This window comes from Pseudoalteromonas shioyasakiensis (assembly GCF_022398475.1).
Lineage (GTDB): Bacteria > Pseudomonadota > Gammaproteobacteria > Enterobacterales > Alteromonadaceae > Pseudoalteromonas.
The window spans coordinates 24,964-48,153 of the sequence record NZ_JAKEVM010000017.1 but is presented as its reverse complement, the minus strand read 5'-3'; the positions used below and the strand labels follow the sequence as shown (position 1 = coordinate 48,153).

Annotated in this window: 21 protein-coding genes; 9 read left to right on the top strand and 12 right to left on the bottom strand. The window is 41.3% G+C overall.

All coding sequences use genetic code 11. The features are described 5' to 3' along the window. The first annotated feature begins 35 nt into the window (after positions 1-35). From L1D51_RS05460 to L1D51_RS05435, 6 genes are all read left to right on the top strand, one after another. Positions 36-1,211, top strand: coding sequence for a phosphoglycerate kinase (locus L1D51_RS05460; protein WP_054551165.1), 1,176 nt, complete (start codon positions 36-38; stop codon positions 1,209-1,211). 197 nt (positions 1,212-1,408) lie between these two features. Further along, complete coding sequence (fba, locus tag L1D51_RS05455) at positions 1,409-2,473, top strand: class II fructose-bisphosphate aldolase (protein ID WP_054560883.1); 1,065 nt, start codon at positions 1,409-1,411, stop codon at positions 2,471-2,473. A gap of 419 nt (positions 2,474-2,892) precedes the next feature. Beyond that, positions 2,893-3,843 carry a porin gene (locus L1D51_RS05450; protein ID WP_054560882.1) on the top strand — a complete coding sequence of 317 codons (951 nt, stop codon included), beginning with the start codon at positions 2,893-2,895 and terminating at the stop codon, positions 3,841-3,843. A gap of 146 nt (positions 3,844-3,989) precedes the next feature. After that, the gene (gene phoB / locus L1D51_RS05445; protein WP_054551169.1) at positions 3,990-4,679 is read left to right on the top strand and encodes a phosphate regulon transcriptional regulator PhoB; all 690 of its coding nucleotides are present in this window, start codon (positions 3,990-3,992) and stop codon (positions 4,677-4,679) included. Positions 4,680-4,735: 56 nt separating this feature from the next. Further along, complete coding sequence (gene phoR, locus L1D51_RS05440; RefSeq protein ID WP_239963115.1) at positions 4,736-6,067, top strand: phosphate regulon sensor histidine kinase PhoR; 1,332 nt, start codon at positions 4,736-4,738, stop codon at positions 6,065-6,067. A gap of 91 nt (positions 6,068-6,158) precedes the next feature. Then, complete coding sequence (locus L1D51_RS05435; protein ID WP_054560880.1) at positions 6,159-7,127, top strand: PstS family phosphate ABC transporter substrate-binding protein; 969 nt, start codon at positions 6,159-6,161, stop codon at positions 7,125-7,127. Between the two features lie 52 nt (positions 7,128-7,179). Here the strand turns inward: L1D51_RS05435 and mdoH are convergent, their stop codons facing one another. The 10 genes from mdoH to sfsA form a co-directional block, all read right to left on the bottom strand. Then, positions 7,180-9,162, bottom strand: a complete 1,983-nt coding sequence (gene mdoH, locus L1D51_RS05430) for a glucans biosynthesis glucosyltransferase MdoH (RefSeq protein WP_239963105.1) — start codon at positions 9,160-9,162, stop codon at positions 7,180-7,182. Beyond that, positions 9,134-10,852 (bottom strand): OpgD/OpgG family glucan biosynthesis protein, encoded by a 1,719-nt coding sequence (locus L1D51_RS05425; RefSeq protein ID WP_055021002.1) that lies wholly within the window; start codon positions 10,850-10,852, stop codon positions 9,134-9,136. The genes mdoH and L1D51_RS05425 overlap by 29 nt, the downstream gene beginning before the upstream one ends. Positions 10,853-11,198: 346 nt before the next feature. Next, entirely contained in the window at positions 11,199-11,399 is a 201-nt protein-coding gene (locus L1D51_RS05420; protein ID WP_370625252.1) for a hypothetical protein, read from the bottom strand. Positions 11,400-11,495: 96 nt separating this feature from the next. Continuing rightward, on the bottom strand, positions 11,496-12,347 hold the full coding sequence (panC, locus tag L1D51_RS05415; protein ID WP_055021001.1) for a pantoate--beta-alanine ligase: 852 nt from the start codon (positions 12,345-12,347) through the stop codon (positions 11,496-11,498). Then, on the bottom strand, positions 12,348-13,142 hold the full coding sequence (gene panB, locus L1D51_RS05410) for a 3-methyl-2-oxobutanoate hydroxymethyltransferase (RefSeq protein WP_239963103.1): 795 nt from the start codon (positions 13,140-13,142) through the stop codon (positions 12,348-12,350). A 29-nt stretch (positions 13,143-13,171) separates the two neighbouring features. Further along, the gene (folK, locus tag L1D51_RS05405) at positions 13,172-13,660 is read right to left on the bottom strand and encodes a 2-amino-4-hydroxy-6-hydroxymethyldihydropteridine diphosphokinase (RefSeq protein WP_239963091.1); all 489 of its coding nucleotides are present in this window, start codon (positions 13,658-13,660) and stop codon (positions 13,172-13,174) included. A 2-nt stretch (positions 13,661-13,662) separates the two neighbouring features. Further along, complete coding sequence (gene pcnB / locus L1D51_RS05400) at positions 13,663-14,949, bottom strand: polynucleotide adenylyltransferase PcnB (RefSeq protein ID WP_239963134.1); 1,287 nt, start codon at positions 14,947-14,949, stop codon at positions 13,663-13,665. Between the two features lie 292 nt (positions 14,950-15,241). After that, the gene (gene gluQRS, locus L1D51_RS05395) at positions 15,242-16,186 is read right to left on the bottom strand and encodes a tRNA glutamyl-Q(34) synthetase GluQRS (protein ID WP_239963090.1); all 945 of its coding nucleotides are present in this window, start codon (positions 16,184-16,186) and stop codon (positions 15,242-15,244) included. A 20-nt stretch (positions 16,187-16,206) separates the two neighbouring features. Further along, positions 16,207-16,650 carry an RNA polymerase-binding protein DksA gene (gene dksA, locus L1D51_RS05390; RefSeq protein ID WP_054551179.1) on the bottom strand — a complete coding sequence of 148 codons (444 nt, stop codon included), beginning with the start codon at positions 16,648-16,650 and terminating at the stop codon, positions 16,207-16,209. Positions 16,651-16,902: 252 nt separating this feature from the next. Continuing rightward, positions 16,903-17,622, bottom strand: coding sequence for a DNA/RNA nuclease SfsA (gene sfsA, locus L1D51_RS05385; RefSeq protein WP_239963126.1), 720 nt, complete (start codon positions 17,620-17,622; stop codon positions 16,903-16,905). Between the two features lie 149 nt (positions 17,623-17,771). Here sfsA and pepB point away from each other — a divergent pair, with 149 nt between their 5' ends. Together pepB and L1D51_RS05375 are read left to right on the top strand one after the other, a co-directional pair. After that, a complete protein-coding gene (pepB, locus tag L1D51_RS05380; protein WP_054560873.1) occupies positions 17,772-19,067 on the top strand; it encodes an aminopeptidase PepB in 1,296 nt (431 codons plus the stop codon). A 199-nt stretch (positions 19,068-19,266) separates the two neighbouring features. Next, positions 19,267-19,833, top strand: a complete 567-nt coding sequence (locus L1D51_RS05375) for a phosphoribosyltransferase (protein WP_054560872.1) — start codon at positions 19,267-19,269, stop codon at positions 19,831-19,833. A gap of 216 nt (positions 19,834-20,049) precedes the next feature. Here the strand turns inward: L1D51_RS05375 and L1D51_RS05370 are convergent, their stop codons facing one another. Together L1D51_RS05370 and L1D51_RS05365 are read right to left on the bottom strand one after the other, a co-directional pair. Beyond that, positions 20,050-21,669: a hypothetical protein gene (locus tag L1D51_RS05370; protein ID WP_239963088.1), complete on the bottom strand. Its 1,620-nt coding sequence runs from the start codon at positions 21,667-21,669 to the stop codon at positions 20,050-20,052. A 361-nt stretch (positions 21,670-22,030) separates the two neighbouring features. Beyond that, positions 22,031-22,687 carry a Crp/Fnr family transcriptional regulator gene (locus L1D51_RS05365; RefSeq protein WP_054560870.1) on the bottom strand — a complete coding sequence of 219 codons (657 nt, stop codon included), beginning with the start codon at positions 22,685-22,687 and terminating at the stop codon, positions 22,031-22,033. Positions 22,688-22,955: 268 nt separating this feature from the next. Here L1D51_RS05365 and L1D51_RS05360 point away from each other — a divergent pair, with 268 nt between their 5' ends. Continuing rightward, a complete protein-coding gene (locus L1D51_RS05360; RefSeq protein ID WP_054560869.1) occupies positions 22,956-23,186 on the top strand; it encodes a YgjV family protein in 231 nt (76 codons plus the stop codon). Positions 23,187-23,190 lie beyond the last annotated feature (4 nt).

The window sequence follows — 23,190 nt, the reverse complement described above, 5'->3', positions numbered from 1 at the left end:
ATATAATATTAGTATCGTTAACTAAGGAGAAGTCCATGTCGGTCATTAAAATGGCAGATTTAGATTTAAACGGCAAACGCGTGTTAATTCGTGAAGATTTAAATGTGCCTGTAAAAGAAGGTAAAGTGACCTCTGATGCACGTATTCGTGCAGCATTACCAACTATCAAATTAGCGTTAGAAAAAGGCGCTAAAGTAATGGTGATGTCACACCTTGGCCGCCCTACGGAAGGGGAATATGATGAAGCGTTTTCGCTTGCCCCTGTGGTTAATTATTTAAATGATGCCCTTGAGCAAACAGTTCGTCTTGAAAAAGACTACCTAGAAGGCGTAGACGTTGCTGATAACGAAGTGGTTGTTTTCGAAAACGTACGTTTTAACGCTGGCGAAAAGAAAAACGACGAAGCACTGTCTAAAAAACTAGCTGCATTATGTGATGTTTACGTAATGGACGCATTTGGTACGGCTCACCGTGCACAAGCATCGACTCACGGTGTGGGTTTATTTGCTGATGTTGCATGTGCAGGTCCACTGCTTGCTGCGGAGCTAGACGCACTAGGTAAAGCGCTTGATAACCCAGCTCGTCCTTTAGTTGCTATCGTTGGTGGCTCTAAAGTATCGACTAAGTTAACTGTACTTGATTCACTTTCTAAAGTGGTTGATCAACTTGTAACGGGTGGTGGTATCGCTAATACCTTCATCGCAGCGGCAGGTCACCCAGTAGGTAAATCTTTATTTGAAGCTGATTTAATTGATGAAGCAAACAAATTAAGTGCTGCGGCAAAAGCTAATAACGGTGAAATACCGGTACCAACTGATGTTGTTGTAGGTAATGAGTTCTCAGAATCTGCAGTGGCAACATTAAAAGATGTGAATGAAGTAACAGACGAAGACATGATCTTCGATATTGGTCCTGATACAGCAAACCAACTAGCAAAAATCATTGCTAATGCAGGCACTGTTGTATGGAATGGTCCAGTTGGTGTATTTGAATTTGACCAATTTGGTAACGGGACACGTGCTATTGCTGATGCGATTGCTAACTCAAGTGCATTCTCGATTGCTGGTGGCGGTGATACGCTTGCAGCGATTGATAAATACGGCATTGCCGATAAAGTTTCTTACATTTCAACCGGTGGTGGTGCTTTCCTTGAATTTTTAGAAGGGAAAAAATTACCAGCAGTTGCTATGCTTGAAGAACGTGCTAAGTAATTAGTGCGTTTGCCAGCGTAGTTATTAGGTAATTACGCTGGTTTAGCTGTTAATAAAATACCTCTCACCCTCGTTTTATTTACAGCTGTTACGGTAGGCGCGAGCTTTTCGTGATGCAGTGATGCATCAAAAAAATAACTTATCCGTTCAAACTAGATAGTAGGAAACTACTGTCGATACAATTTGGAGAATACCAAATGGCTTTAATCAGTATGCGACAACTTCTTGATCATGCAGCTGAAAATGGTTACGGCGTACCTGCGTTTAACGTTAATAACCAAGAGCAAATGCGTGCAATTATGGAAGCGGCTGACAAAACAAACAGCCCGGTAATTGTACAAGGTTCAGCAGGCGCACGTGCCTATGCTGGTGCCCCTTTTATTCGTCATATGATTTTAGCAGCCGTTGAAGAATGGCCTCATATTCCAGTTGTAATGCACCAAGACCACGGTACTTCACCAGGTGTATGTCAGCGCTCAATCCAGTTAGGCTTTTCGTCAGTTATGATGGATGGCTCATTAATGTCTGATGGTAAAACCCCTTCAAGCTACGAATACAATGTTGATGTAACACGTCAAACCGTTGAAATGGCACATGCTTGTGGTGTGTCTGTTGAAGGCGAGTTAGGTGTTTTAGGTTCACTGGAAACAGGGGAAGCAGGTGAAGAAGACGGCGTTGGTGCTGAAGGTAAATTGTCTACTGATCAAATGCTAACAGATCCTGAAGAAGCCGCTGATTTCGTAAGTAAAACTAAGGTTGATGCACTTGCTATCGCTTGTGGTACATCACATGGCGCGTACAAATTCACGCGTCCACCAACAGACGATATCTTAGCGATTGATCGTATTAAAGAAATCCACGCGCGTATTCCTAACACACACTTAGTAATGCATGGTTCTTCTTCTGTGCCACAAGAGTGGCTAGAAGTGATTAACCAATACGGTGGCGAAATCCCTGAAACGTATGGTGTGCCTGTAGAGCAGATCATCGAAGGTATTAAGTACGGTGTTCGTAAAGTAAATATCGATACCGATCTTCGTTTAGCATCAACAGGTGCAATTCGTCGTCACTTAGCTTTAAACCCAGCTAACTTTGATCCACGTAAATACTTAGCAGAAGCAACGAAAGCAATGACTGAGATCTGTGTTGCTCGTTACGAAGCCTTTGGTACTGCGGGTCAAGCTGGTAAGATCAAGCCTATCTCTTTAGATGATATGCACCTTAAATACTTATCGGGTGAACTTGATCCACAAATCAAGTAATTGATAATAAGTTGAAAAAGCCGGCTTTATGCCGGTTTTTTATTACATTCAAATAGGTATTATTAGTTAGATCAAGGCGGATCAGCGAAATACCTACTCGTGCTTTTCAGGATCACTGTTTTACTAACCTTCGCTTTCACGGATCATTATTTTACTAGTTGTATACTGATCACAGGCTTTTCTTTGCTCATCTTTTAAACGAAATGCTGAGCGTCTTAACATTAAATCAACAAGTTATCTTATTCTCTAGGTAAAAAACTGATCTGAAGTTGATCTTCTTAGTAAAAACCTGATCCTGATCTGATTAAGTTGGTAGATCAGTGATCCGTGATTTTTATGTGAAATATCTCCTCCTCGCCTTGACCAAAAGCCCTTTATGTTCGATTTTTAAGTTATTGCTTAAATTGAGGATCGCTACCATGAATAAACCTGCCATGATGTTGTCGAGCTTTGCAATGTGCTTTATTTCTTTTCATAGTGCTGCCGAAGCTGTAGATGTGTATGGTCGGGCCCATTTAGGGGTTGCTAATAGCGACACTGGCGATGGCAGCGAAACGTCTATTGAGAGCTATAACTCTCGTATGGGGATCAAAGGTAGCGGTGAAATAAGCGATGGGTTAAAAGCCGTATATAAGTTTGAATTTGCAGTAAATGCGGCAGATCAAGATAGCGATGGTAAAACTGAAGAGAATATTACCGCGCGTAATCAATATGTTGGTCTACAAGGCAGCTATGGGCAGGTAGTGCTTGGTCGTCACGATACGGCGTTAAAAGTATCGCAGGGTAAAATTGATTTAATGAACGACTTTAATGGTGATGTTAAAGCCTTATTTAATGGTGAAAATCGCCTTGGTGATGTAGTTCATTACAGTTCGCCAATTGTTGGCAATATGCAATTTGTGGTCACCTATATTGCTGAAGATAACTCCAAACAAGATGAAGAAACCGGTGTTTCTGCGGCATTTATGTATGGTGATAGTAAATTTAAAAAAGCGCCTTACTTTGTAAGTGTTGCCCACGACAGTAAAGTAGCCGGTTATGATACAACACGGTTTACGGCGCAAGGCAAATTAGGCGATTTAACCCTAGGCGGTATGTATCAACAAAGCGAAAAAATCACAGGTTCTGACAAAGAAGATGGGTTTTTAGTGAGCGCATCTTACAAAATAGATAAATATAAGTTGCTGGCGCAATATCAAGATACTGATGGCAGCTTTGGTAAATTGAAAGATTCGGGTAGCGGTACTTCTGTTGGGGTTGAACGAAGCCTGTCAAAACAAGCGCGTATGTACATGTGGTATACGCAATTTTCACTAGATAATAATGCTGATGAAGATCATCTTGCAGTCACTTTAAGGTATGACTTTTAATCCAAAACTTACTATTTAAGCGTAAAAAATGGCTATTTTTGCTTTGATTTTTTTGCGCTTTTTCAATTACTCGTTAGACTTTCATAAAAATGTCATACTTAGTCATAATAATGAAACCAGTTCGCTAACGAAAGAGATAAATTGGAATGTCACGTAAAGTACTAGTCGTCGATGACGAAGCGCCTATCAGAGAGATGCTGGTTTTTGTTTTAGAGCAAAATGGTTTTCAAGCAATTGAAGCAGAAGATTATGACTCTGCGATTGAAGCTATGGTTGAACCATACCCAGATATGGTTTTATTAGATTGGATGTTACCTGGTGGTAGCGGTATTCAAATTGCTAAGAAATTTAAGCAAAACGAATATACTCGTCAGATCCCTATCATTATGCTGACTGCTCGCGGTGAAGAAGAAGACAAAGTACGCGGCCTTGAAGTAGGTGCTGATGATTACGTAACCAAACCATTTTCTCCTAAAGAATTAATGGCGCGCATTAAAGCGGTTATTCGCCGTGTTTCACCAACCTCATTAGAAGAAGCCATTGAAGTTCATGGCTTACGCCTTGACCCAATCTCACACCGTGTAACATCAGAAGGTAGTGAATTAGATATGGGGCCTACTGAATTTAGATTACTACATTTCTTCATGACACATCCTGAACGTGTTTACAGTCGTGAACAATTACTTGATCATGTATGGGGAACAAATGTATATGTAGAAGACCGTACTGTTGATGTACATATTCGCCGTCTACGTAAAGCGATTGCACCATTAGGGCATGACCGTTTAGTGCAAACCGTTCGCGGTGCAGGCTATCGTTTTTCAAGTAAATTATAAGTGTCATGGCAATGACCTTAACAAGCTAATTTACATACTTAAGGTAAAGTGAGTGTATGTATCGAGTAGTGAATAAACAGGCGTTAGCAAAACGCCTGTTTATGTATTTCTTACCCTTGTTATTAGTTGGCGTACTTGTAGGTGCGCCTTTTTTGCTTTTATTTTTAGGCTCTTTTGCACTTTTAATTTGGCATTATCATCAATTATATCGCCTCAGCGATTGGCTCCTTAATCAACGTAGTTTTAACCCACCCGAAGGGGAGGGAGCGTGGGAGCAAGTCTTTGAAGGGATCTATCATTTACAACACCGCAACCGTAAAAAACGCAATGAATTGGCAGACTTAATACGCCGTTTTCGTGATGGCGCCGAAGCTGTGCCTGATGCGGTGGTTGTATTGCAAAAAGACCTAAGCATTATTTGGTGTAACCAATTGGCTTTAAAGGTTTTAGGTTTACAGTGGCCTACTGATCATGGGCAACGCTTAGATAATCTTATTCGCGATCCTAAGTTTGCAAAGTACATGCATAAAGCTTGTTTCGATGAACCGCTCGAGCTTGATGGTGGCCACAGCTACGATCAAACCTTAGAGTTTCGTGTTATGCCCTATGCAAGTTCACAGTTGATGATGGTGGTGCGTGATGTTACTCGCTTAAAGCAACTTGAGCAGATGCGTAAAGACTTTGTGGCCAATGTTTCTCATGAGCTGAGAACACCGCTTACTGTGGTAACCGGTTACTTAGAGATGCTTGATTCAGATAGCTTACCACCTCCTGCAATGTGGCAAAAAGCGCAAACAACCATGCTTGAACAATGTAAGCGTATGGACAGTCTGGTTAATCAATTATTGTCGTTGTCACGTATTGAAGGGGCACGTCGTCAAGATAACGATAAGCCTGTCAATGTGCCGCAGCTACTTACCTATATTCAAACCGAAGCACAGTCATTAAACCAAGATAAAGGCCATGAGCTTATTTTTAATGTTGATCCGAGCTTAGACATTAAAGGGGCCGAAGATGAATTACGTAGTGCCTTTTCTAACCTTGTTTTTAATGCCATTCATTACACCAAGCCAGGTGGCAAAATTGTGGTTGATTGGCAGTTTAAAAATAACCAAGCCGCATTTAGTGTGACCGATAATGGTGATGGTATTGCCGCAGAGCATATTAACCGTTTAACCGAGCGTTTTTATCGTGTAGATAAAGCGCGTAGCCGTACGACAGGTGGGTCTGGATTAGGTTTAGCTATTACAAAACATGTACTTACAAGGCATGATAGTCGTTTAGATATCAGCAGTAAAGTAGGACAAGGCTCGACCTTTGCGTTTGCATTTGGTAGCGAAAAAGTCGTGCGTATTGCAGGTAATACCAAAAAAACCGCAAAGTCATAAAAATGTCATTTAAGGGTAATCTAACTGTCATCTAGTGTCATTAGAGTAGACCGCAGTTAGGAAATGGGACGAACAAATCGGAGTAACCCCTATGAAATTCAAAAATCTCGTTGCCGCAATGGGTGTGGCTGTAACAACATTTGTATCAGCACAAGCAGCTGCAGTTGATAAAGATATGCCTGAGTACACTAAAACAAGTGGTATCTCTGGTAACTTCTCATCTGTTGGTTCTGACACTCTTGCAAACATGATGACGTTCTGGGCAGAAGAGTACAAACGCTTCTATCCAAACGTAAACATTCAAATCCAAGCAGCGGGTTCTTCAACTGCTCCTCCAGCATTAACTGAAGGTACAGCAAACTTCGGCCCAATGAGCCGTCGTATGAAGTCAAAAGAAATCGAAGCATTCGAAAAGCGTTATGGCTACAAGCCAACTGAAGTTCGCGTTGCAATCGATGCTCTAGCTGTATTCGTACACAAAGATAACCCAATCAAAGGTTTACGTATTGACCAAGTTGATGCGATTTTCTCTTCTACACGTAAATGTGGTGCAAGTGAACAAGTTAACCGTTGGAGCGAAGTAGGTCTTGAGGGTGATTGGGCTGCAAAAGATATCCAGCTTTACGGTCGTAACTCAGTATCAGGTACTTACGGTTACTTCAAGAAGAAAGCACTTTGTAAAGGTGACTTCCGTAACAACGTAAACGAACAACCTGGTTCTGCATCTGTAGTACAGTCAATCTCTTCTTCAGTGAACGCGATTGGTTACTCAGGTATCGGTTATAAAACATCAGGTGTACGCACAGTTCCACTTTCTAAGAAAGGCGATAACTTTGTTGATGCAACATTAGAAAACGTAGCAACAGGTAAATACCCACTATCTCGTTTCTTATACGTTTATGTGAACAAGCACCCTAACAAGCCGCTTTCACCAATCGATGCAGAGTTCTTAAAAATGGTTCTTTCTGTAGACGGTCAAAAAATTGTTGAGAAAGATGGTTATGTGCCACTTTCAGGTAAAATGGCAATGGCTGAACTTAAAAAGCTAGGCCTTCTGTAACAACCATACAGACATAGATGAAAAAACCGCTCATTGAGCGGTTTTTTTTCGTTTAGCTTTTGGCAAAGAGCTTGGCTTTAATACGTTGCTGAGCAATACGTACTTGCTTGCGCTTTTTACCCGAGGGTGCCTTAAAGCTTTGAATAGGCATTACCGTTGGGTATTCATTGGGTAATGCTGGTACATTAAAGTCAGCGTGTTCATCTTTTGGCAAGCCAATTTCTTGTTGATGTACACGAAGTGCCGCTAAGGTATCATCGTTTTCAACTTCACTTGGACATAAAAATAAACCCATTTTACGCATTTTCACTCCTAAGCCGATGCTGCTTGAATAGCGTACAATTGGCGCTGCTAAAATAAGGCCTACTAAAATAGGTGATAACCACCAAAAGAAGGTCGGTGTGTAATAGTAAGCAACCGAGCCCCAGATAATCGCGGTAATAGTCGAAAATAACGTATAACCAATCGCTTCTTTCCACGGTACCATTCTGCCTTCGCGAGGTTGTGCATCCCAGCTAACTTTTTTGCCTAAAAATACGCACACTACAAAGTAGCTATGAAACACCATCATTAAAGGGGCAATCACAATCGCAAAAATAGTTTCGATGAGTGAACCGGCAATTAACTTCATCGTACCGCCAAAGGCGTTATTACGATGCACTAAAGTCACAATTACGCCCATTAATTTAGGCAGTAACAACAATACAGCTGTAATAAATAACAACGAATCAATTAAATCCGTTTTAGCAATTTGCCAGGTTGGGAAAAGTTGATAAGCATGGTTAAAGTACACGTCGCTATTAAGTGCACGAGTTACTGCATCTAAGGTACTTAATGCCAGCATCGATAACCAAATCAACGATGAAATATACGCTGTGGCTCCAAATAAAAAGTGCATTTTACTCATTAGCTTAAGACCTGATTTAGGCAGTAAACCTAAATGCTGGATATTACCTTGCACCCAGCGTCTATCACGAATCGCGTAATCGAGAATGTTACTTGGTACTTCTTCGTAACTGCCTTCAACATCGCTAAGCAGTAACACATCCCAACCACTGCGGTGTAGCAGAGAAGCTTCTACAAAGTCATGACTTAAGATCTCACCACCAAATGGGGCATTACCTTTTAGAATAGGTAGGCCGCAGCACTTTGTGAATGCTTCAACGCGAATAATCGCATTGTGGCCCCAGTAGTTTGCTTGGTTTGTTTGCCAAAAAGCAGAACCAGTTGCCAGCATTGGGCTATATAAAATTGATGCAAACTGTAAAAAGCGGCCAAAAAACGTGTCTTGGCGAACCGGAATCGGGATCGTCTGGATCAAGCCTGATTTTGGATTGCTGATCATGCTAGAAGTCAGTTCAAGCATACATTGACCCGTCATAATGCTATCGGCATCAAGCACAATCATGTGATCGTACTGGCTGCCCCAACGTTCACAAAAATCAGTTAAGTTACCCACTTTACGGTGTTTATTATCTTCACGGCGACGATAAAAAGTATGCTTTGCTAAATCACCTAAGCGCTCAGTAAGTGCATTCCACGCTTTAAGTTCATTACGTGCAATTTCAGGGTCTTGCGTATCACTTAGCAAGTAAAAGTCGTAATGCGGCATTTGCCCTGTTTTAGCCAGCGAGCGTAAACTTACTTCAAAACCGGCGATGACACGCTCTGTATCTTCGTTGTAGATAGGCATAACAATGGCTGTTTTAGTTTGGCTCAAGGCATGCTGATTAATCTCGATTGGCTTTTGACGTTTTAAGGTCAACGGGTCAATACGAAATAATTGCAGGATGAAGCCCATACAGCCACTACAAAAGGCTGTAACAATCCACGCGAAGGTAACTGTAAATAATGCCAGTAAAGCGTACTCAAGCGGTGTCATGCCGTTAGAATTTAAAATATCGAACATGATCCACACGCCATAGGCGGTAATGGTAAGCGCTAGGCTTGAAAAAAGCCAAGCGCGGGTCTTCTTAAATGGCATTGCTGTTGCCTTTAATGCTTTACTATTGGACGTCGTTTGGATACCAGACATAGCTCCATACCTCGCTGATTTCTTTATCACGTAGTTTTAACGATAAGCGCATATCAACAGGCTTATCTCCCTCTGGCGCCACTTTAAATGCTACGCGCCATCCTTGATTGTTTGGTAACTGCTGTACCGTTTTATCGCTTATTTGCCCAGCAGAGAGTGTAAGATCCGCCTGCATGGCAAAATTAGCTGATAGTTGATTAATGGTTTCGCCACTAAAATCAACGGTAAATTGGCGGTGGCTTTTTGGTGGTGGATTGTCTTCACCAGGTAATGCTGCACTACCAATTCGGGTTCTTAACACACTCGCTTTATCTTGAGTTGCAAGCGTGGCATTGAAAGTCGACAGCTTGTAACTAAAGCTTAAGCTGTCACCAGCTTTCATAGGCTGCTCTGGCACCCAATAGCTAACAATATTGTCGTTGGTTTCGGTATCTGTAGGGATTTCTACTAACTCAACACGCCCTTTACCCCAATTACCCACTGGCTCAATCCACATGCTCGGACGGTTGTGATAATGCGCTTCGGTATCAAGGTAGTTATTAAAATCTCGGTCTCGCTGTGCAAGGCCAAAGCCTTTAGGGTTCTCGTAGCTAAACGAAGTGACACTTAATTTTTTTGGGTTATTCAGTGCACGCCAAATCCATTGACCTTGTTCTGATTGCATTAATAGGCCATCAGAATCATGTACTTCAGGGCGGTAATCATCAAAAAACTTAGTACTATTTTCACCGTGGTAAAACATACTTGTTAGCGGGGCTATGCCGAGCTTTTTAATGTCTTTACGGGCAAAAATTTGCATCTCGGTTTTTACTTCAGTGTTAGTAGAAGGTGTTAGTTCAAAACGATAGGCTCCCGACACTGAAGGGCTATCTAATAATGCATAAAGCACGATGGTAGTATCTTCGGGTGCAGGTTTTACTAACCAGAACTCTTTGAAAACAGGAAATTCTTCGCCTGAGCTCAGTGCTGTATCAACTGCAAGACCTCGAGCTGACAGACCATATACTTGATGCGGGCCAACTAAACGAAAATACGAAGCACCTTGGAACACAGCTACTTCGTCTTTGTACTGGTTGTTGTTCAGTGGAAAATGCAAACGAAAACCTGCATGGCCAAGTTGTGTATTGGCAATAGCGGTGCTGATCTCTTGCTCTAACGGGGCAGCAGTTGCATCGTAACGATAGTAATCTGTTTTAAAAGGTAAACTTTTTACTTCGGCATTTTGCTCAAGAGTATTGATTGCAACTGGTGAGCGATATAAAAAGCCAGGGTGGAATAACTGCACTTCATACAGGCTTTGATCTTTCCAAATTGCTTGCTCAGTACGAAAACGAATCGCACGGTAGTCCTGATAACCAATATTAGTTAATGCTTCAAGCTCTAACTCTTTAGGCGCTACATACGGCTCAGAGGCTAATTTTTTCGCACGTGCAGTGATAACTTCAAATAGCTTTTCTTCTGGAATCGTGATCATTGCAGGCTTAAGCTCAACAGCAGCAGTATCCTCTACTTGCTGTTTTTCATTTTCGGTTGCTTGAACCTCAGCGGCTGTTTGTTCTGTTTCAGTTGCTTTTGGCTGCTCTGGGTCTTCAACTGCGTAACTATGACCTGCGCTCATGGCTAATAATACGCCCAAGAAGGTCTTCTTTTTAATAGCGCTGAAGAGCTTAGTTCGGGTTTCTGGTTTCATTCAATTTTCCTTTAGCCGTAAATCACGTTAATTCTTTCATATCTCATAGCAATTGCTGGACCCAAAATAAAAATTAACAATCTCAATGGCTTTGAGTTGGTGCAGCTAAATGCGAAGAGTAAAATTTTGAAATTAGTGAGAAACAATTACACAGTTGCAGTTGTTTATTCGTCACCAATATGGAGAAGTTTAATGAACGAAAGCTTGCCCTAATATGAATAGCTTAAAGGGTAAACAAAAATATGAACAAAATTACCAGAGGCTTAATTGTGCGAGTGAAATTGTAATCGAGGAGGGGAGTGCAGGCACCGAATAGGTTTTCAGTGCCTTAAAAAGCGAGTCGTTGTTATTTAACTTCGCCTAACTTTTCTGCATTGGCTTTACATTGGTTGTAAGCTTCAATGCACTTGTTGCTACAGACTTTATGAACTAAGCCATCAGCGGTGCTTTGTTGCTCACAGCTCGCTTCGCATTGATAGTTTTGCTGAGCACATTGCTGCATTTCTGGGTTTTCAATTTTGTTTGAGCAGGCAGACAGTAATGTCATAGCAAACAATGTTGCTGCAATTGCTGGTAATTTTTTCATGCTTATCCCTAGTTTATGTCTTTTCTTTGCAATCCATCTTACCCAGATTGTTGCTATTTAATCCAGCTCAACTTGTAAATTGTCAATTAAACGTACTGAGCCCAAATAAGCAGCAGCTAAAATAACAAGTTGTTTGTCAGCCACGGTGGCTGGTTTTAGTGTTGAGCGCTCTGCAATCGAATAATAGTCAGGTTTTAGTCCTGCCTTTTCAAGCTGTGCTTTTGCATCTGCCTCAAGAGCTGCAATGTCTGCGCTGCCTTGTTTAAGTGCCGTTGCAGTATTATTTAGTGTGGCAAACAGTACTCTTGCGGTGTCTTTTTGCTCATCAGATAAATAGCCATTACGAGAGCTCATTGCCAAACCTGAGATTTCGCGGCAAGTAGGAACGCCAACAATTTCAACTGGGATAGATAGGTCGCGCGTCATGGTTTTAATAACCTGTAGCTGCTGAAAATCTTTTTCACCAAAACAAGCAAAGTCAGGTTGAACCAAATTAAATAATTTAGTGACAACGGTTGCAACGCCTTTGAAGTGACCAGGACGCGAGCCTCCACAGTACCCCATAGAAACACCCGGTACATCGACAAAGCTTTGCTCGCCTAAACCATTTGGGTAAATCGTCTCAACGGATGGGGTAAACACGATATCAGTACCAAGATCTGCTAAACCTTGTTTATCTTCGTTTAGTGTACGCGGGTAACTATCAAGGTCTTCATTGGCACCGAATTGCATCGGGTTTACAAAGATACTCACAACCACTTTATCAGCCAATGTTTTGGCTTTTTCAACAAGTGAAAAGTGACCTTGGTGTAAATTGCCCATGGTAGGCACTAGCGCAATGCTCAGGCCCGCTTGACGCCAAGCTTTGATTTGGCTGCGTAACGATTTAATTTCAGTGATTGATTGCATTTATTTAAACTCGTGTTCGGTACTTGGGAAAGCACCACTTTTTACATCTTCACAATACTTTTGCACTGCTGCTGGCATATTGCCGGTTTCTAATAAAAAATTCTTTGAAAACTTAGGGATATAACCTGCCGAAATACCAACTAGGTCGTGCATTACTAAGATTTGCCCATCAGTTTGATTACCTGCACCAATACCAATCGTAGGAATGCTCAGTTCATCAGTAATACGTTTAGCAAGTTCACTTGGAATACATTCTAAAACAAGTAACTGTGCACCTGCTGCCTCAAGTGCTTTTGCATCGCTGACCATTTTATCGGCTTGAGATTGCTCACGACCTTGAATTTTGAAACCGCCAAATACATGTACTGACTGAGGTGTTAATCCTAGGTGGCCACATACTGGAATACCTTGTTGGGTCATTGCACGAATACTGTCGTGCAGCCATTCGCCGCCTTCAAGCTTTATCATGTTTGCCCCAGCACGCATCAGCTCTGCTGCATTTTTACAGGCATCAGCTGGGTTGGCATAGGTCATAAAAGGTAAGTCAGCAATCACAAATAATTCGCGGCTACCCGCACGCACACAACGTGTATGATAAGCAATATCTGTGTTAGTTACTGCAAGGGTGTCATCAGCACCTTGCAGTACCATGCCTAGTGAGTCACCGACTAAAATCACCTCGACGCCATTATCATGAAACAATTTTGCAAAACTGGCATCGTAGGCCGTTAATGCGGTGATTTTTTGTTTTTCTTGTTTCATTTTATTGAGAGTTGAAACGGTGATTTTAGACATAATTTCCTCTAAGGCTTAGCCTTGGTTGATTACTGCTGAGGGAGTTGTTGTAAATCGTTTAAAGGCAACGTTTTTGTTATATCAGCAAGTGATTGATTATTCGGTAGTACAAGTGCTGGTGCAATTTCCAACAAGGGATAAACAACAAATTCTCGCTCTGTTAAGCCATAATGAGGCACAGTTAAGCGAGGGGTGTCTATCACGTCATTACCGAACAATAAAATATCTATATCAAGGGTACGCGGACCCCAGCGTTCTTCTTTTCTAACACGGCCATGCTCAAGCTCAATGGCTTGAGTTAAATCAAGCAACTGCTCTGGCTTAAGTGCAGTTTTAACACACGCGACTGCATTTACATAATCGGGTTGATCTTGTGGCCCCATTGGTTTGCTTGCGTAATCATGGGATACACAAACAAACTCAACGTTTTTTAATGCTTTTAGGGCAGTGACAGCAGCATGAATTTGTTTACGTGGTGTGTTTAAGTTGGCACCTAAACCTAAATAAACGGTATTCATACTTAGTCTACTTTTTTCTTGCGTGGGCGACGACGGCGCTTAGGGCCACCTTGGTGTCCTAAACTTTTAACCATTTCTTTTTGACCATTGATGTCTTGGCTTAGGTAGGTTGTCCACCAGTCAGCAAGCTCTTTTTGCTGCTCTTCGCCAGCTTGCACACGCAGTAGTAAGAAATCATAGGCAGCCTTGAAGCGAGGCTGTTGAGTGAGCCTGTAAGCACGCTGACCACCTCGTTTATCAAGGCGTTGCTGAATATGCCAAATATCGCGTGCACCCAAGGTGAAGCGTTTTGGTACTGCTACATGTTGCGCGTTTTCACTCAGTACTTTGTTCATTGCTTGTGCAAATGCATCGTACTCTGAAAGTTGGTCGCGTTGTTGTAACTTCTTCGCAATGCTCTGCAATGGGAACCACAATAAGGCTGCAAAAATAAAGGCTGGGGTGACTTTTTTATCAGCATTAATACGTTTATCGGTGTTTTTAAACATTTGCAGGATAAACGTATGCTCAAAGCCTTCAGGGTTGGCATCTAAGATTTTATCAAGAGCAGGAAATAATGCTTTGAATAAACCATACTGGCGTAGCATTAAGTAGTTTTCTTCAGCTTTGCCGTTTAAAAACAATTTGAGTGATTCTTCAAACAAACGAGCAGGCGGAATATGATCAAGTAAATTAGCAAGGCCTTTAATTGGCTTTTCGGTGCCAGGTGCAATGCTCATTCCCAGTTTGGTGGCAAAACGCACTGCACGTAACATGCGCACAGGGTCTTCACGGTAACGTGTTTCTGGGTCGCCAATTAGCTCAATTTGTTTTGCTTTTATCGCGCTAATGCCATTGGCATAGTCATAAATACAAAAATCGTTAATTGAGTAGTAAAGTGCATTAATCGAAAAGTCGCGGCGCTCAGCATCTTCTTCGATGCTGCCATAGACATTGTCACGCAGGAGTTGGCCGTGTTCACTTGATTGGCTAATTTGATTTTTGCTTTCTTCGGCTTCGTGATGGCCACGCATGGTCGCCACTTCAATAATTTCTCGACCAAACACGATATGGGCTAAACGAAAACGGCGACCAATTAGGCGACAGTTACGAAATAGCTTTTTGATTTGCTCAGGGGTTGCGTTTGTTACAACGTCGAAGTCTTTTGGTTGTTGGCCTAACAATATATCTCGAATACAACCACCTACAAGGTAGGCATCAAAACCACCTTCTTTAAGGCGGTACAATACTTTGATTGCATTTGGGCTAAATTGTTTGCGCGAAATACCATGTTCACTGCGCTCGATCACCAAAGGTAACTCACTCGTTGGCAAAGCATCACTTGATGTCGTGGCATTTGGGCCAATAATCTGCCGACAAAATTGAAAAAGCTTAGAAATAATAATCTGTCTCCTACGACGCGGACTTTGCGACTCATCAAGTATAGCGTTTGTTTGATACTTCGCCGATGTGAGATTGACGTGTAATCAGTGTGTTTTAAATGGCGCTAAATTAAGGTGTTGATGATTCGCACACTTTGGGTCGCTATCATATACCAGCAGGGCTGAAAAATTAAGTTACCCGGCCTTTAAAATTGGCAATTTATTTTTCAATAGTAACAAAGTTACAAAAAGGAGAGTTTGGATCCTCGCTAACTTGTATTTCTTGCACCTTTGGTATGTGTTCAAGGCGGTAAGTTTCAATAGCCCATGCTAACATCTGATCGATATTTAACGATAAAAGTGAGCTTTCTGGCTTTAAGCCTAAAAAGCGCAAGGCATCGAACAACGCAGGCTTTGGATCTGATTTTGCTATTGCCGGAGCGTAATTTTGTTTTGATAGCTTAAAACCGGGTTTAGCTACTGCTAAAGGTAGGTGGGCGTATTCTGGGGCCGGTTTATTTAGCTGCTTAAACAAACTGAGTTGTCGTGCGGTAGGTTCGAGTAAATCAGCGCCGCGAACGACTCTTGTAATATCTTGTGCAATATCATCGGCGACTACGACCAGTTGGTAAGCAAATAAACCATCGCTTCGCTTTATTAAGTAATCTTCTTTGGCAAGTTGGCTATCAACATACACTTTACCTTGAATTAAATCATGGTATTGACTGGTTGCAAATTGCTGGGTTAAACGTAGCGCTGAATCAGTTAAAGCGTGGTTTTTATACCGGCAGTGGCCTTGGTATATTCCACCGATTGTTTTAATTTCTTTGCGCGTGCAATGACATGCATAAACAAGGTTCTGCGAAATTAACTCGTCTACAATGGCTTGGTATTGCTCATGACGCTGGGTTTGGTATATGACAGGCTCGTCCCAATGCAGGCCGTAAGCCTCTAAGGTATGTAATATATCGTCGCTAGCACCGCTTACAACACGCGTTGTGTCGATATCTTCAATGCGTACTAACCACTTCCCTTGATTGGCTTTTGCATCAAGGAAGCTACCCACAGCCGCTATAAGTGAGCCAAAATGTAATGGCCCTGAAGGGGATGGCGCAAAGCGGCCACGATACTCACGCATTGGCGTGTTAACGGCTGTGGTAGACATGGGCTAATTAAAGGATGTAATTAACCGCGTCCAGATTGCTTTTCTTTAATTTCCGCAAGCGTTTTACAGTCTACACATAAATCAGCTGTAGGACGCGCTTCTAGGCGGCGGATACCAATTTCGATACCACATGATTCACAGAAACCAAAGTCATCTTCTTTGATTAATTGAATCGTTTTTTCAATTTTCTTGATCAGTTTACGCTCACGGTCACGAGTACGAAGTTCTAATGAGAATTCTTCTTCTTGTGCTGCACGATCTACTGGATCCGGAAAGTTAGCTGCTTCGTCTTGCATATGCGATTTAGTACGGTCTACTTCGTTACGTAAATCGTTACGCCAAGCTTCTAAAATTGTTTTGAAATGAGCACGCTGTGCTTCATTCATATACTCTTCACCTGGCTGTTCTTGGTATGGTTCCAACCCGGCCTGAGCCAATAACCCTAGTCTTTTTTGGTCTGGCATAACTTTCTCCTAAATCCTTAATATTTTGCCCAGCGTTAGCCGGCGGCTATAAATAGCAGAATCATTAGACTGAGGCAAATTTATTTTTAATTAATCCTCTAGACCTTGCGCTAATGATTGCTCAAATAATTATGGGCGGTTTTGTAAGCCCTTAACTATCCATAAATTTTTTAAATTTGCTAAGTTATATGGGCAAAAAAAAATAATACAACTAAAATAGTGCTTTTATTGTCGTTTTCGTAAAAGAGTAGCTTAGTTCAGAAAATCACATTTTTCTTGCAACTTAATTTCTTCTGCCGAAATTTTTGCTTTATAAGCAATCACTTCAACACCATTATCTATAGCTTCAGTTAAAAGTTTGGCGTATTTCGGGTCGATATGTTCCGCCGCACTTACTTGATTGATACCTTCATGTAAAACGGCAAAAAATAATACTGCACGATGTCCTTGTTGCACCACTTCTATTAACTCTCGCAGATGTTTTTGGCCTCGCTCAGTTTTTGCATCCGGAAAATACCCTTGCCCAGATTGTGGTTCTGTTTGTGAAAGTAATGTCACAGATTTTACTTCTACATAGCAATGGGGTTTGTGTTCACCTGTTAATAAAAAATCGATACGGCTATTTTCTTGGCCGTATTTTACTTCTGCAGCAATTGTCTGGTAGTCAACAAGTTCAGTAATCGCGCCTGCATTTAAGGCTTCTTGTACAACGTTGTTTGCAATCGCGGTATTAACACATATTAAGTGATCGAATTGGTTCTGAGTTAATTGCAAGGATTGAGGGAACTTACGTTTGGCGTTATCACTGGTTGAATAAAACGCTTTAAATCCAGGCTCTGCACAGCCCGTCATTTTGCCGGTATTAGCACAGTGAGCTGTAAACTCTTCGCCATCGGCAGTTTTTAAGTCGGCTAAAAAACGTTTGTAGCGTTTAATTAAGGTAGCTGTTTGTAATGCGGGAGTAAACTTCATGGCTCTTAGTAATTCGTTTTTCTTTATTGTAAGTGATTCATTACGAGGATTGAACCACATCTCATAATGCTATTTATCGCAAGCTGTTGGGAACTGACGTTGGCTGTAGTAAACTCGAGTAACATTTTTAGCGCAAAGAGTATTCTAACATGTCAGAAAAATTTCTAGTTCAACTTAGCGAGCAGGGCGCTGCCGCACATTGGGGCGAAAAAGCCGCTCTTTCTTTTACTGAACAAGGCGCAACTGTTCATTTAACTGAGCAAGATACACTTAAAAACGTACAAAAAGCAGCACGTACGTTAGCTAATCAAGGCTTAAAAAATATTGCCTTAGTGGGCGATGTTTGGTGTACAGAAACACAATGGGCTTTCTACCAAGGCTTTGTTTCACCAAAGAATTTAGATGCTATTGAGTTTGTTGAAAATGCAAAAACAGACGGCAAAGAATTGGCTTCTTTAAAGCAAGCTGCGACGTGGGCTCGTCAAATGATCAATGGCACAGCTGATGATATTTTCCCAGAGAGCCTAGCTGGTAAAGCAGCTGAGTTTATTCAGTCACTAGCACCTGAGCACGTAAGCTACCAAATTATTAAAGGTGATGCTTTATTAGAGCAACAATGGATTGGTATCCATGCGGTAGGCCGTGGTAGTGAACGTCCACCAGTATTATTAGCATTAGATTACAACCCAACTGGTGATGAAAACGCGCCTGTTGCAGCCGCTTTAGTTGGTAAAGGTATTACGTTTGATTCAGGTGGTTACTCAATCAAAGCAAGTGAAGGCATGTTAGGCATGAAATGCGACATGGGCGGCGCAGCAACTGTGACTGCAGGTTTAGCACTTGCTATTAGCCGTGGTATCAACAAACGCATTAAGTTGTTCTTATGCTGTGCTGAAAACTTAATTTCAGGCCACGCCTACAAACTTGGCGATATCTTAACGTATAAAAATGGTACAACGGTTGAAATCGTTAACACAGACGCTGAAGGTCGTTTAGTACTAGCTGATGGCTTAATGGCAGCAGGTGAGTCTGGCGCGCCATTAATCATTGATGCGGCAACCTTAACAGGCGCTGCGCTTGTTGCTGTAGGCCAAGAGTACAATGCATTGTTTGGTCTTGATAAAGAGCTTGTACGTGACGTACAAGACTTTGCAGAGCAAGAAATGGAAGCTGCTTGGCCACTACCACTTGAAAAGTGGCACCAACAAAATTGCCCGTCGCCATATGCTGACACAGCAAATAGTCGTCCACAAAAAGGTGGTGGCTACGGTGGTGCTTCTAATGCGGCTGGTTTCTTATCACGCTTTGTGCCAAATGAAGGTAAAGGTTGGGTTCACATTGACCTTGCTGCTGCATTTAACATGGGTAGCACAAGCGAGTGGGCTGCAGGCGCAACAACACAAGGTATGCGTACCGTTGCAAGAACATTACTAGAAAAAGCATAAGCAATTATCTTTTTCATTAAGCCCCTTAACTTTATCTAAGTTAAGGGGCTTTTTTGATCTAAAGGGGAATTTTACAAACTGATACAAGCTTTTTTGAGTAAATTAGTATAAAATCACGCCCCACATTTTCTCATCCTGTGGTTAGTTTTTATTAAATTAGCTACACTTGAATGATCAATTCACACTGGGGTCTCTATTTATGTCAGATAAGTGCTATATCACTGCGCAGCAGCTTCTTGAAGATTCATTTCGTGTTGCGGCACAAGTTTATGAAGATGGTTTCCGTCCTGATTTCATCATTGGTATTTGGCGTGGTGGTGCTCCAATTGGTATCGCAGTTCAAGAATATTACGATTACAAAGGCATCGAAACTGACCATATCGCAGTGCGTACTTCTTCGTATTACGGTATTAACCAGCAATCTAAAGAGATCAAAGTTCACGGTTTGCATTACATCATTGAAAATGCCAATGCAGACAATTCATTACTAATCGTTGATGACGTGTTCGATTCTGGCCGCAGTATTTTTGCATTAAAAGAAAAGCTTTCGGAGTTAATGCGTTTAAACCTACCACGTGATATTCGCGTTGCATGCCCATACTACAAGCCGAAGAACTCAAAGGTAGACATGGTGCCAGATTACTTCATTCATGAGTCTGAAGAGTGGTTAGTGTTCCCTCATGAGCTTTCAGGCCTAACGCCAGACGAAATTATCGAAGGTAAGTCTGATTTAGCGAACATCCACGACATTTTACTTGAAAAGTAATCTTGTTCAGATGTTTCATAAAAGGCTCTTAGTGGGCCTTTTTTATTGTCTTTAATTAAGTGCGTAAAACTCCCCATTGATAATAGTGGTAGTTTAAGCAGCGTAAATGCATTGATGCTTATCACAAAAGAGAAACTTGGTGTTTATGTATATTTTTTAAAGGCAATAAAAAACCGCGCATAAGCGCGGTTTTAAAAGCTTTATTAGCGTTGTGGACTAGCCACCGTTACCAGAACCACCAGTACCACCAGTACCACCAGTACCACCAGTTACAGGAACTTCTTCAACTTCACAGTTGTCACGAACGATGTTAAAGGTTTCATCAGTACCATCTGCCGTGATAGTGAATGTTTGCTCTTCAACATCAACACCACGTGGAGTGAATACAACATCATACTCTGCACCACTTTGTAAGCCAGTTAAGCTGTATGAACCATCAGAACCACTTGCTGCTGTTTTAATTCTGTTTGCTTGTGCATACTTAACTAAAGCACCTGTGAATGGGTACGTATTATCTTGGAAATCTTCGCTCGCGTTAGAACAAGAATAAGTTACATTGATATTCTCACTAACGATTTCGTAAGGTTGAACAACTGGAATTGAAATTGGACCACATACTAATTGTGAGCTGAAACCCCATGAGTTACCTAGTAAATCACGTACAGAGATACGAGCATTTAAAGTATTCCATAAGCCATACTTAGCTGCAGCACGTAAGAATAGGTTACCGCTGCCAGATTTAATACGGCGGCTGTATGAAAATTGAGGAGTATCAATATCAATAATTAATGGTACGCTACCAGGATACCCACCTAATGCGAAAGTTGGTACCGCTGTACAAGCTGGGAAGCTCCAAAGGAAAGGCCAGCCAGATAAGTGATTAGTAGAAACTGTTGCGTTGCCATCCGCGTCTACTGTTACAGAATCTTCAGTTGCCCACTCACCAGTATCTTCGTTATAAGACATTACACTTAGAGAATCGCCTTCAGAAATGGCTTGGCCATTAACTGTTGCTGGTAATGATGCCGTAAGAGAGATTGGGCTAGAGAAGTTCTTCACTTTTGAATCACCAGCCATCATTTCAACATTCATCATCGAAACAGGAACTTGAACTGTAGTTGTACTTGATTCATTTAAACCATCAGGGATAAGGTCAATTGCTTTTGCTTTACCTGAAGCCGCATCAACATCAGCAGTAACAACTGATAAGCTAATATCACCGTCAGAGATTGCGTTGCCATCAGCATCTTGCAATACAACATCAGTACCAATAGCAACTGAAGCCGAGCTCGAGTCTGCATCTGCTGATACAGTTAATTCTTCAGCAAGTTGACCAGAAGTAGCAGTACCTGTGCCAGAAGCAGAAGTTACAGTGTCATCAAGTTTTGTAAGTTGAACGAAAGCTTCAAACGGTTCAGAGTCATCTACTTCAGAGAAGTCTAAAATCGAAGTTTTAGAAATAAACTCATCTGAAGAAACAATCATTTTAAGCGTAGAAACATCTGATGATGCAAGATTGAATGTGAAAGAACCATCTTCAGTTGTGATAGAGGTAATAGAGTTACCGTCGATATCTACAACATTTTCAGAAGGAGAGCCGTCTTGGTAGAACATAATTGTTGCAGCAATTGGGTTACCTGTTGATTTTTGAACTACGTTACCTGAAACATAGAACGTTAAATCCTCAGGTGTATCAGCCACAGGAACATCTACAGTAGGTACAGGTGGCTCAGGCACTGTGTCGTTTTTGTCGTCATCACTCAAACAACCACTTAAGCTTAAAGTGACACCTAACGCTAGCGCTAGCTTGGTTAGTTTAAATTCATTGTTTCCCATAATCGTTACCTTTCTTTCCTTTCTCGTAAAGTAATCAGACTTTTATTAGAGCAAATAGTACCGGTTTGTGCACCGAAAAAACGCCACACATGGTTATCTGTTATTGAAGGATAAGCGTACATTATATATACGTCAAGTGAACATTATATATACTTTCATTAATAAAATAAGAAAGTTCTGTCTTATCTATCAAGTACAACAGCTGATAACAAACCGCTTTGCTAAATTGTAATATAGAGTCTTACTGTTAAGAAGCTTAACTCTATGAATATTTATAGATTATCCAACTGAACTTGTGCTGACTTTGCTTTTCAGTTTGGTAATATTATTTTAAAGCATTTAAGAATAATTTGTAACACATTTATAACTGCGCAAAACTTTCTACGTAGTCACTAAGCTTGTCGATATCTACCACTTGTAAACCTTGGTTACTTCTCTGCACTAAGCCTTTTTCAACTAGTTCTGTAACTACTCGTCTATAAGCTCTTTCGGTGGTGGCAAAGCGCTCTGCTTCAGCATTTACGGTAGGGTAGGCACGCAGTAGTGTTGGGTTGCTGTTTTCAGCTCTTAACAAGCAATCTTTAGCTATATTGTAGCTAAGTGGTAATAGCAGTTTATCTAAGTTTATTTTTTGGTTTTCTTGGAACTTAGCAGCAATTGTTTGCGCTGTGTATAAGCTTAATTCTGGCTTTTCTAAGAGTAGTGCGCGCCAATGCTTAAGCTCTATTAAGTTATAACTTACATCGCTAAAACACGTAACTGTGTAAATGCACGGGTAGTTATTCAGTGCTTCAATCTCACCAATCAATGTGTTGTTACAATCAAGCTGGCCTAAAAGAAGGCGTCGGCCATTACCCACGTCATAGCTGAATGACACTGTGCCGCTTCTCACTAATACGAGTTTTGACAAGGGTTGATCTTGGTGGATCAGCACTTCTTTTTTAGCTTGTTGAAAACTACTGCCAGCAAATGTCAGTAATTGGTCAACAAGATAGCTTGAAAAATGATATTGAAACATTAACGCCGCTCTTCGGACAATTGTCCTATTTATTACATCTTAATGACGTTAGCATTAAGATTCTAAGAATTTACGCTAACTTGCTAGTAAGGTGTTTCACGTTACTGATACCTTCATTTCCCGTGTAATGATTTTAAAGCTAAGATTACTCTTAAGCTTTACAAGGTTTTTAGTAAGTTAGCTTTTTTATTTTATTGTCAAACTAGCACAGAGTGCGTCAAAAAAAATGACAAGCTCCAATGCTAACCTAAAGCCTAGGAGAGAACAATTGAGTTGGGAATATTTAGGCTATTTAGCGTCAGCACTGTTGGTTGCTTCTTTGACAATGAGCGATGTAGTAAAACTACGCTGGCTCAACCTAGCAGGGTGTATTGCATTTACCTTCTACGGGCTGGCAATTGGTGCCGTTCCGGTAGCCTTTACCAATGGCTTACTGGCGTTTGTGAATATTTACCACATCATTAAATTAAAGCGTCAGCAAAAAGCTGACGCCGAGTAACACT

What these genes read in the sequence shown, in the direction of transcription:
- fba (WP_054560883.1), top strand. Translation starts at nt 1,409, where the DNA reads ATGGCTTTAATCAGTATGCGACAACTTCTTGATCATGCAGCTGAAAAT.
- sfsA (WP_239963126.1), bottom strand. Translation starts at nt 17,622, where the DNA reads ATGAAGTTTACTCCCGCATTACAAACAGCTACCTTAATTAAACGCTAC.
- L1D51_RS05460 (WP_054551165.1), top strand. Translation starts at nt 36, where the DNA reads ATGTCGGTCATTAAAATGGCAGATTTAGATTTAAACGGCAAACGCGTG.
- L1D51_RS05435 (WP_054560880.1), top strand. Translation starts at nt 6,159, where the DNA reads ATGAAATTCAAAAATCTCGTTGCCGCAATGGGTGTGGCTGTAACAACA.
- L1D51_RS05450 (WP_054560882.1), top strand. Translation starts at nt 2,893, where the DNA reads ATGAATAAACCTGCCATGATGTTGTCGAGCTTTGCAATGTGCTTTATT.
- L1D51_RS05370 (WP_239963088.1), bottom strand. Translation starts at nt 21,669, where the DNA reads ATGGGAAACAATGAATTTAAACTAACCAAGCTAGCGCTAGCGTTAGGT.
- panC (WP_055021001.1), bottom strand. Translation starts at nt 12,347, where the DNA reads ATGCAATCAATCACTGAAATTAAATCGTTACGCAGCCAAATCAAAGCT.
- folK (WP_239963091.1), bottom strand. Translation starts at nt 13,660, where the DNA reads ATGAATACCGTTTATTTAGGTTTAGGTGCCAACTTAAACACACCACGT.
- L1D51_RS05365 (WP_054560870.1), bottom strand. Translation starts at nt 22,687, where the DNA reads ATGTTTCAATATCATTTTTCAAGCTATCTTGTTGACCAATTACTGACA.
- L1D51_RS05420 (WP_370625252.1), bottom strand. Translation starts at nt 11,399, where the DNA reads ATGACATTACTGTCTGCCTGCTCAAACAAAATTGAAAACCCAGAAATG.
- panB (WP_239963103.1), bottom strand. Translation starts at nt 13,142, where the DNA reads ATGTCTAAAATCACCGTTTCAACTCTCAATAAAATGAAACAAGAAAAA.
- gluQRS (WP_239963090.1), bottom strand. Translation starts at nt 16,186, where the DNA reads ATGTCTACCACAGCCGTTAACACGCCAATGCGTGAGTATCGTGGCCGC.
- L1D51_RS05425 (WP_055021002.1), bottom strand. Translation starts at nt 10,852, where the DNA reads ATGAAACCAGAAACCCGAACTAAGCTCTTCAGCGCTATTAAAAAGAAG.
- dksA (WP_054551179.1), bottom strand. Translation starts at nt 16,650, where the DNA reads ATGCCAGACCAAAAAAGACTAGGGTTATTGGCTCAGGCCGGGTTGGAA.
- L1D51_RS05375 (WP_054560872.1), top strand. Translation starts at nt 19,267, where the DNA reads ATGTCAGATAAGTGCTATATCACTGCGCAGCAGCTTCTTGAAGATTCA.
- phoR (WP_239963115.1), top strand. Translation starts at nt 4,736, where the DNA reads ATGTATCGAGTAGTGAATAAACAGGCGTTAGCAAAACGCCTGTTTATG.
- pepB (WP_054560873.1), top strand. Translation starts at nt 17,772, where the DNA reads ATGTCAGAAAAATTTCTAGTTCAACTTAGCGAGCAGGGCGCTGCCGCA.
- phoB (WP_054551169.1), top strand. Translation starts at nt 3,990, where the DNA reads ATGTCACGTAAAGTACTAGTCGTCGATGACGAAGCGCCTATCAGAGAG.
- mdoH (WP_239963105.1), bottom strand. Translation starts at nt 9,162, where the DNA reads ATGTCTGGTATCCAAACGACGTCCAATAGTAAAGCATTAAAGGCAACA.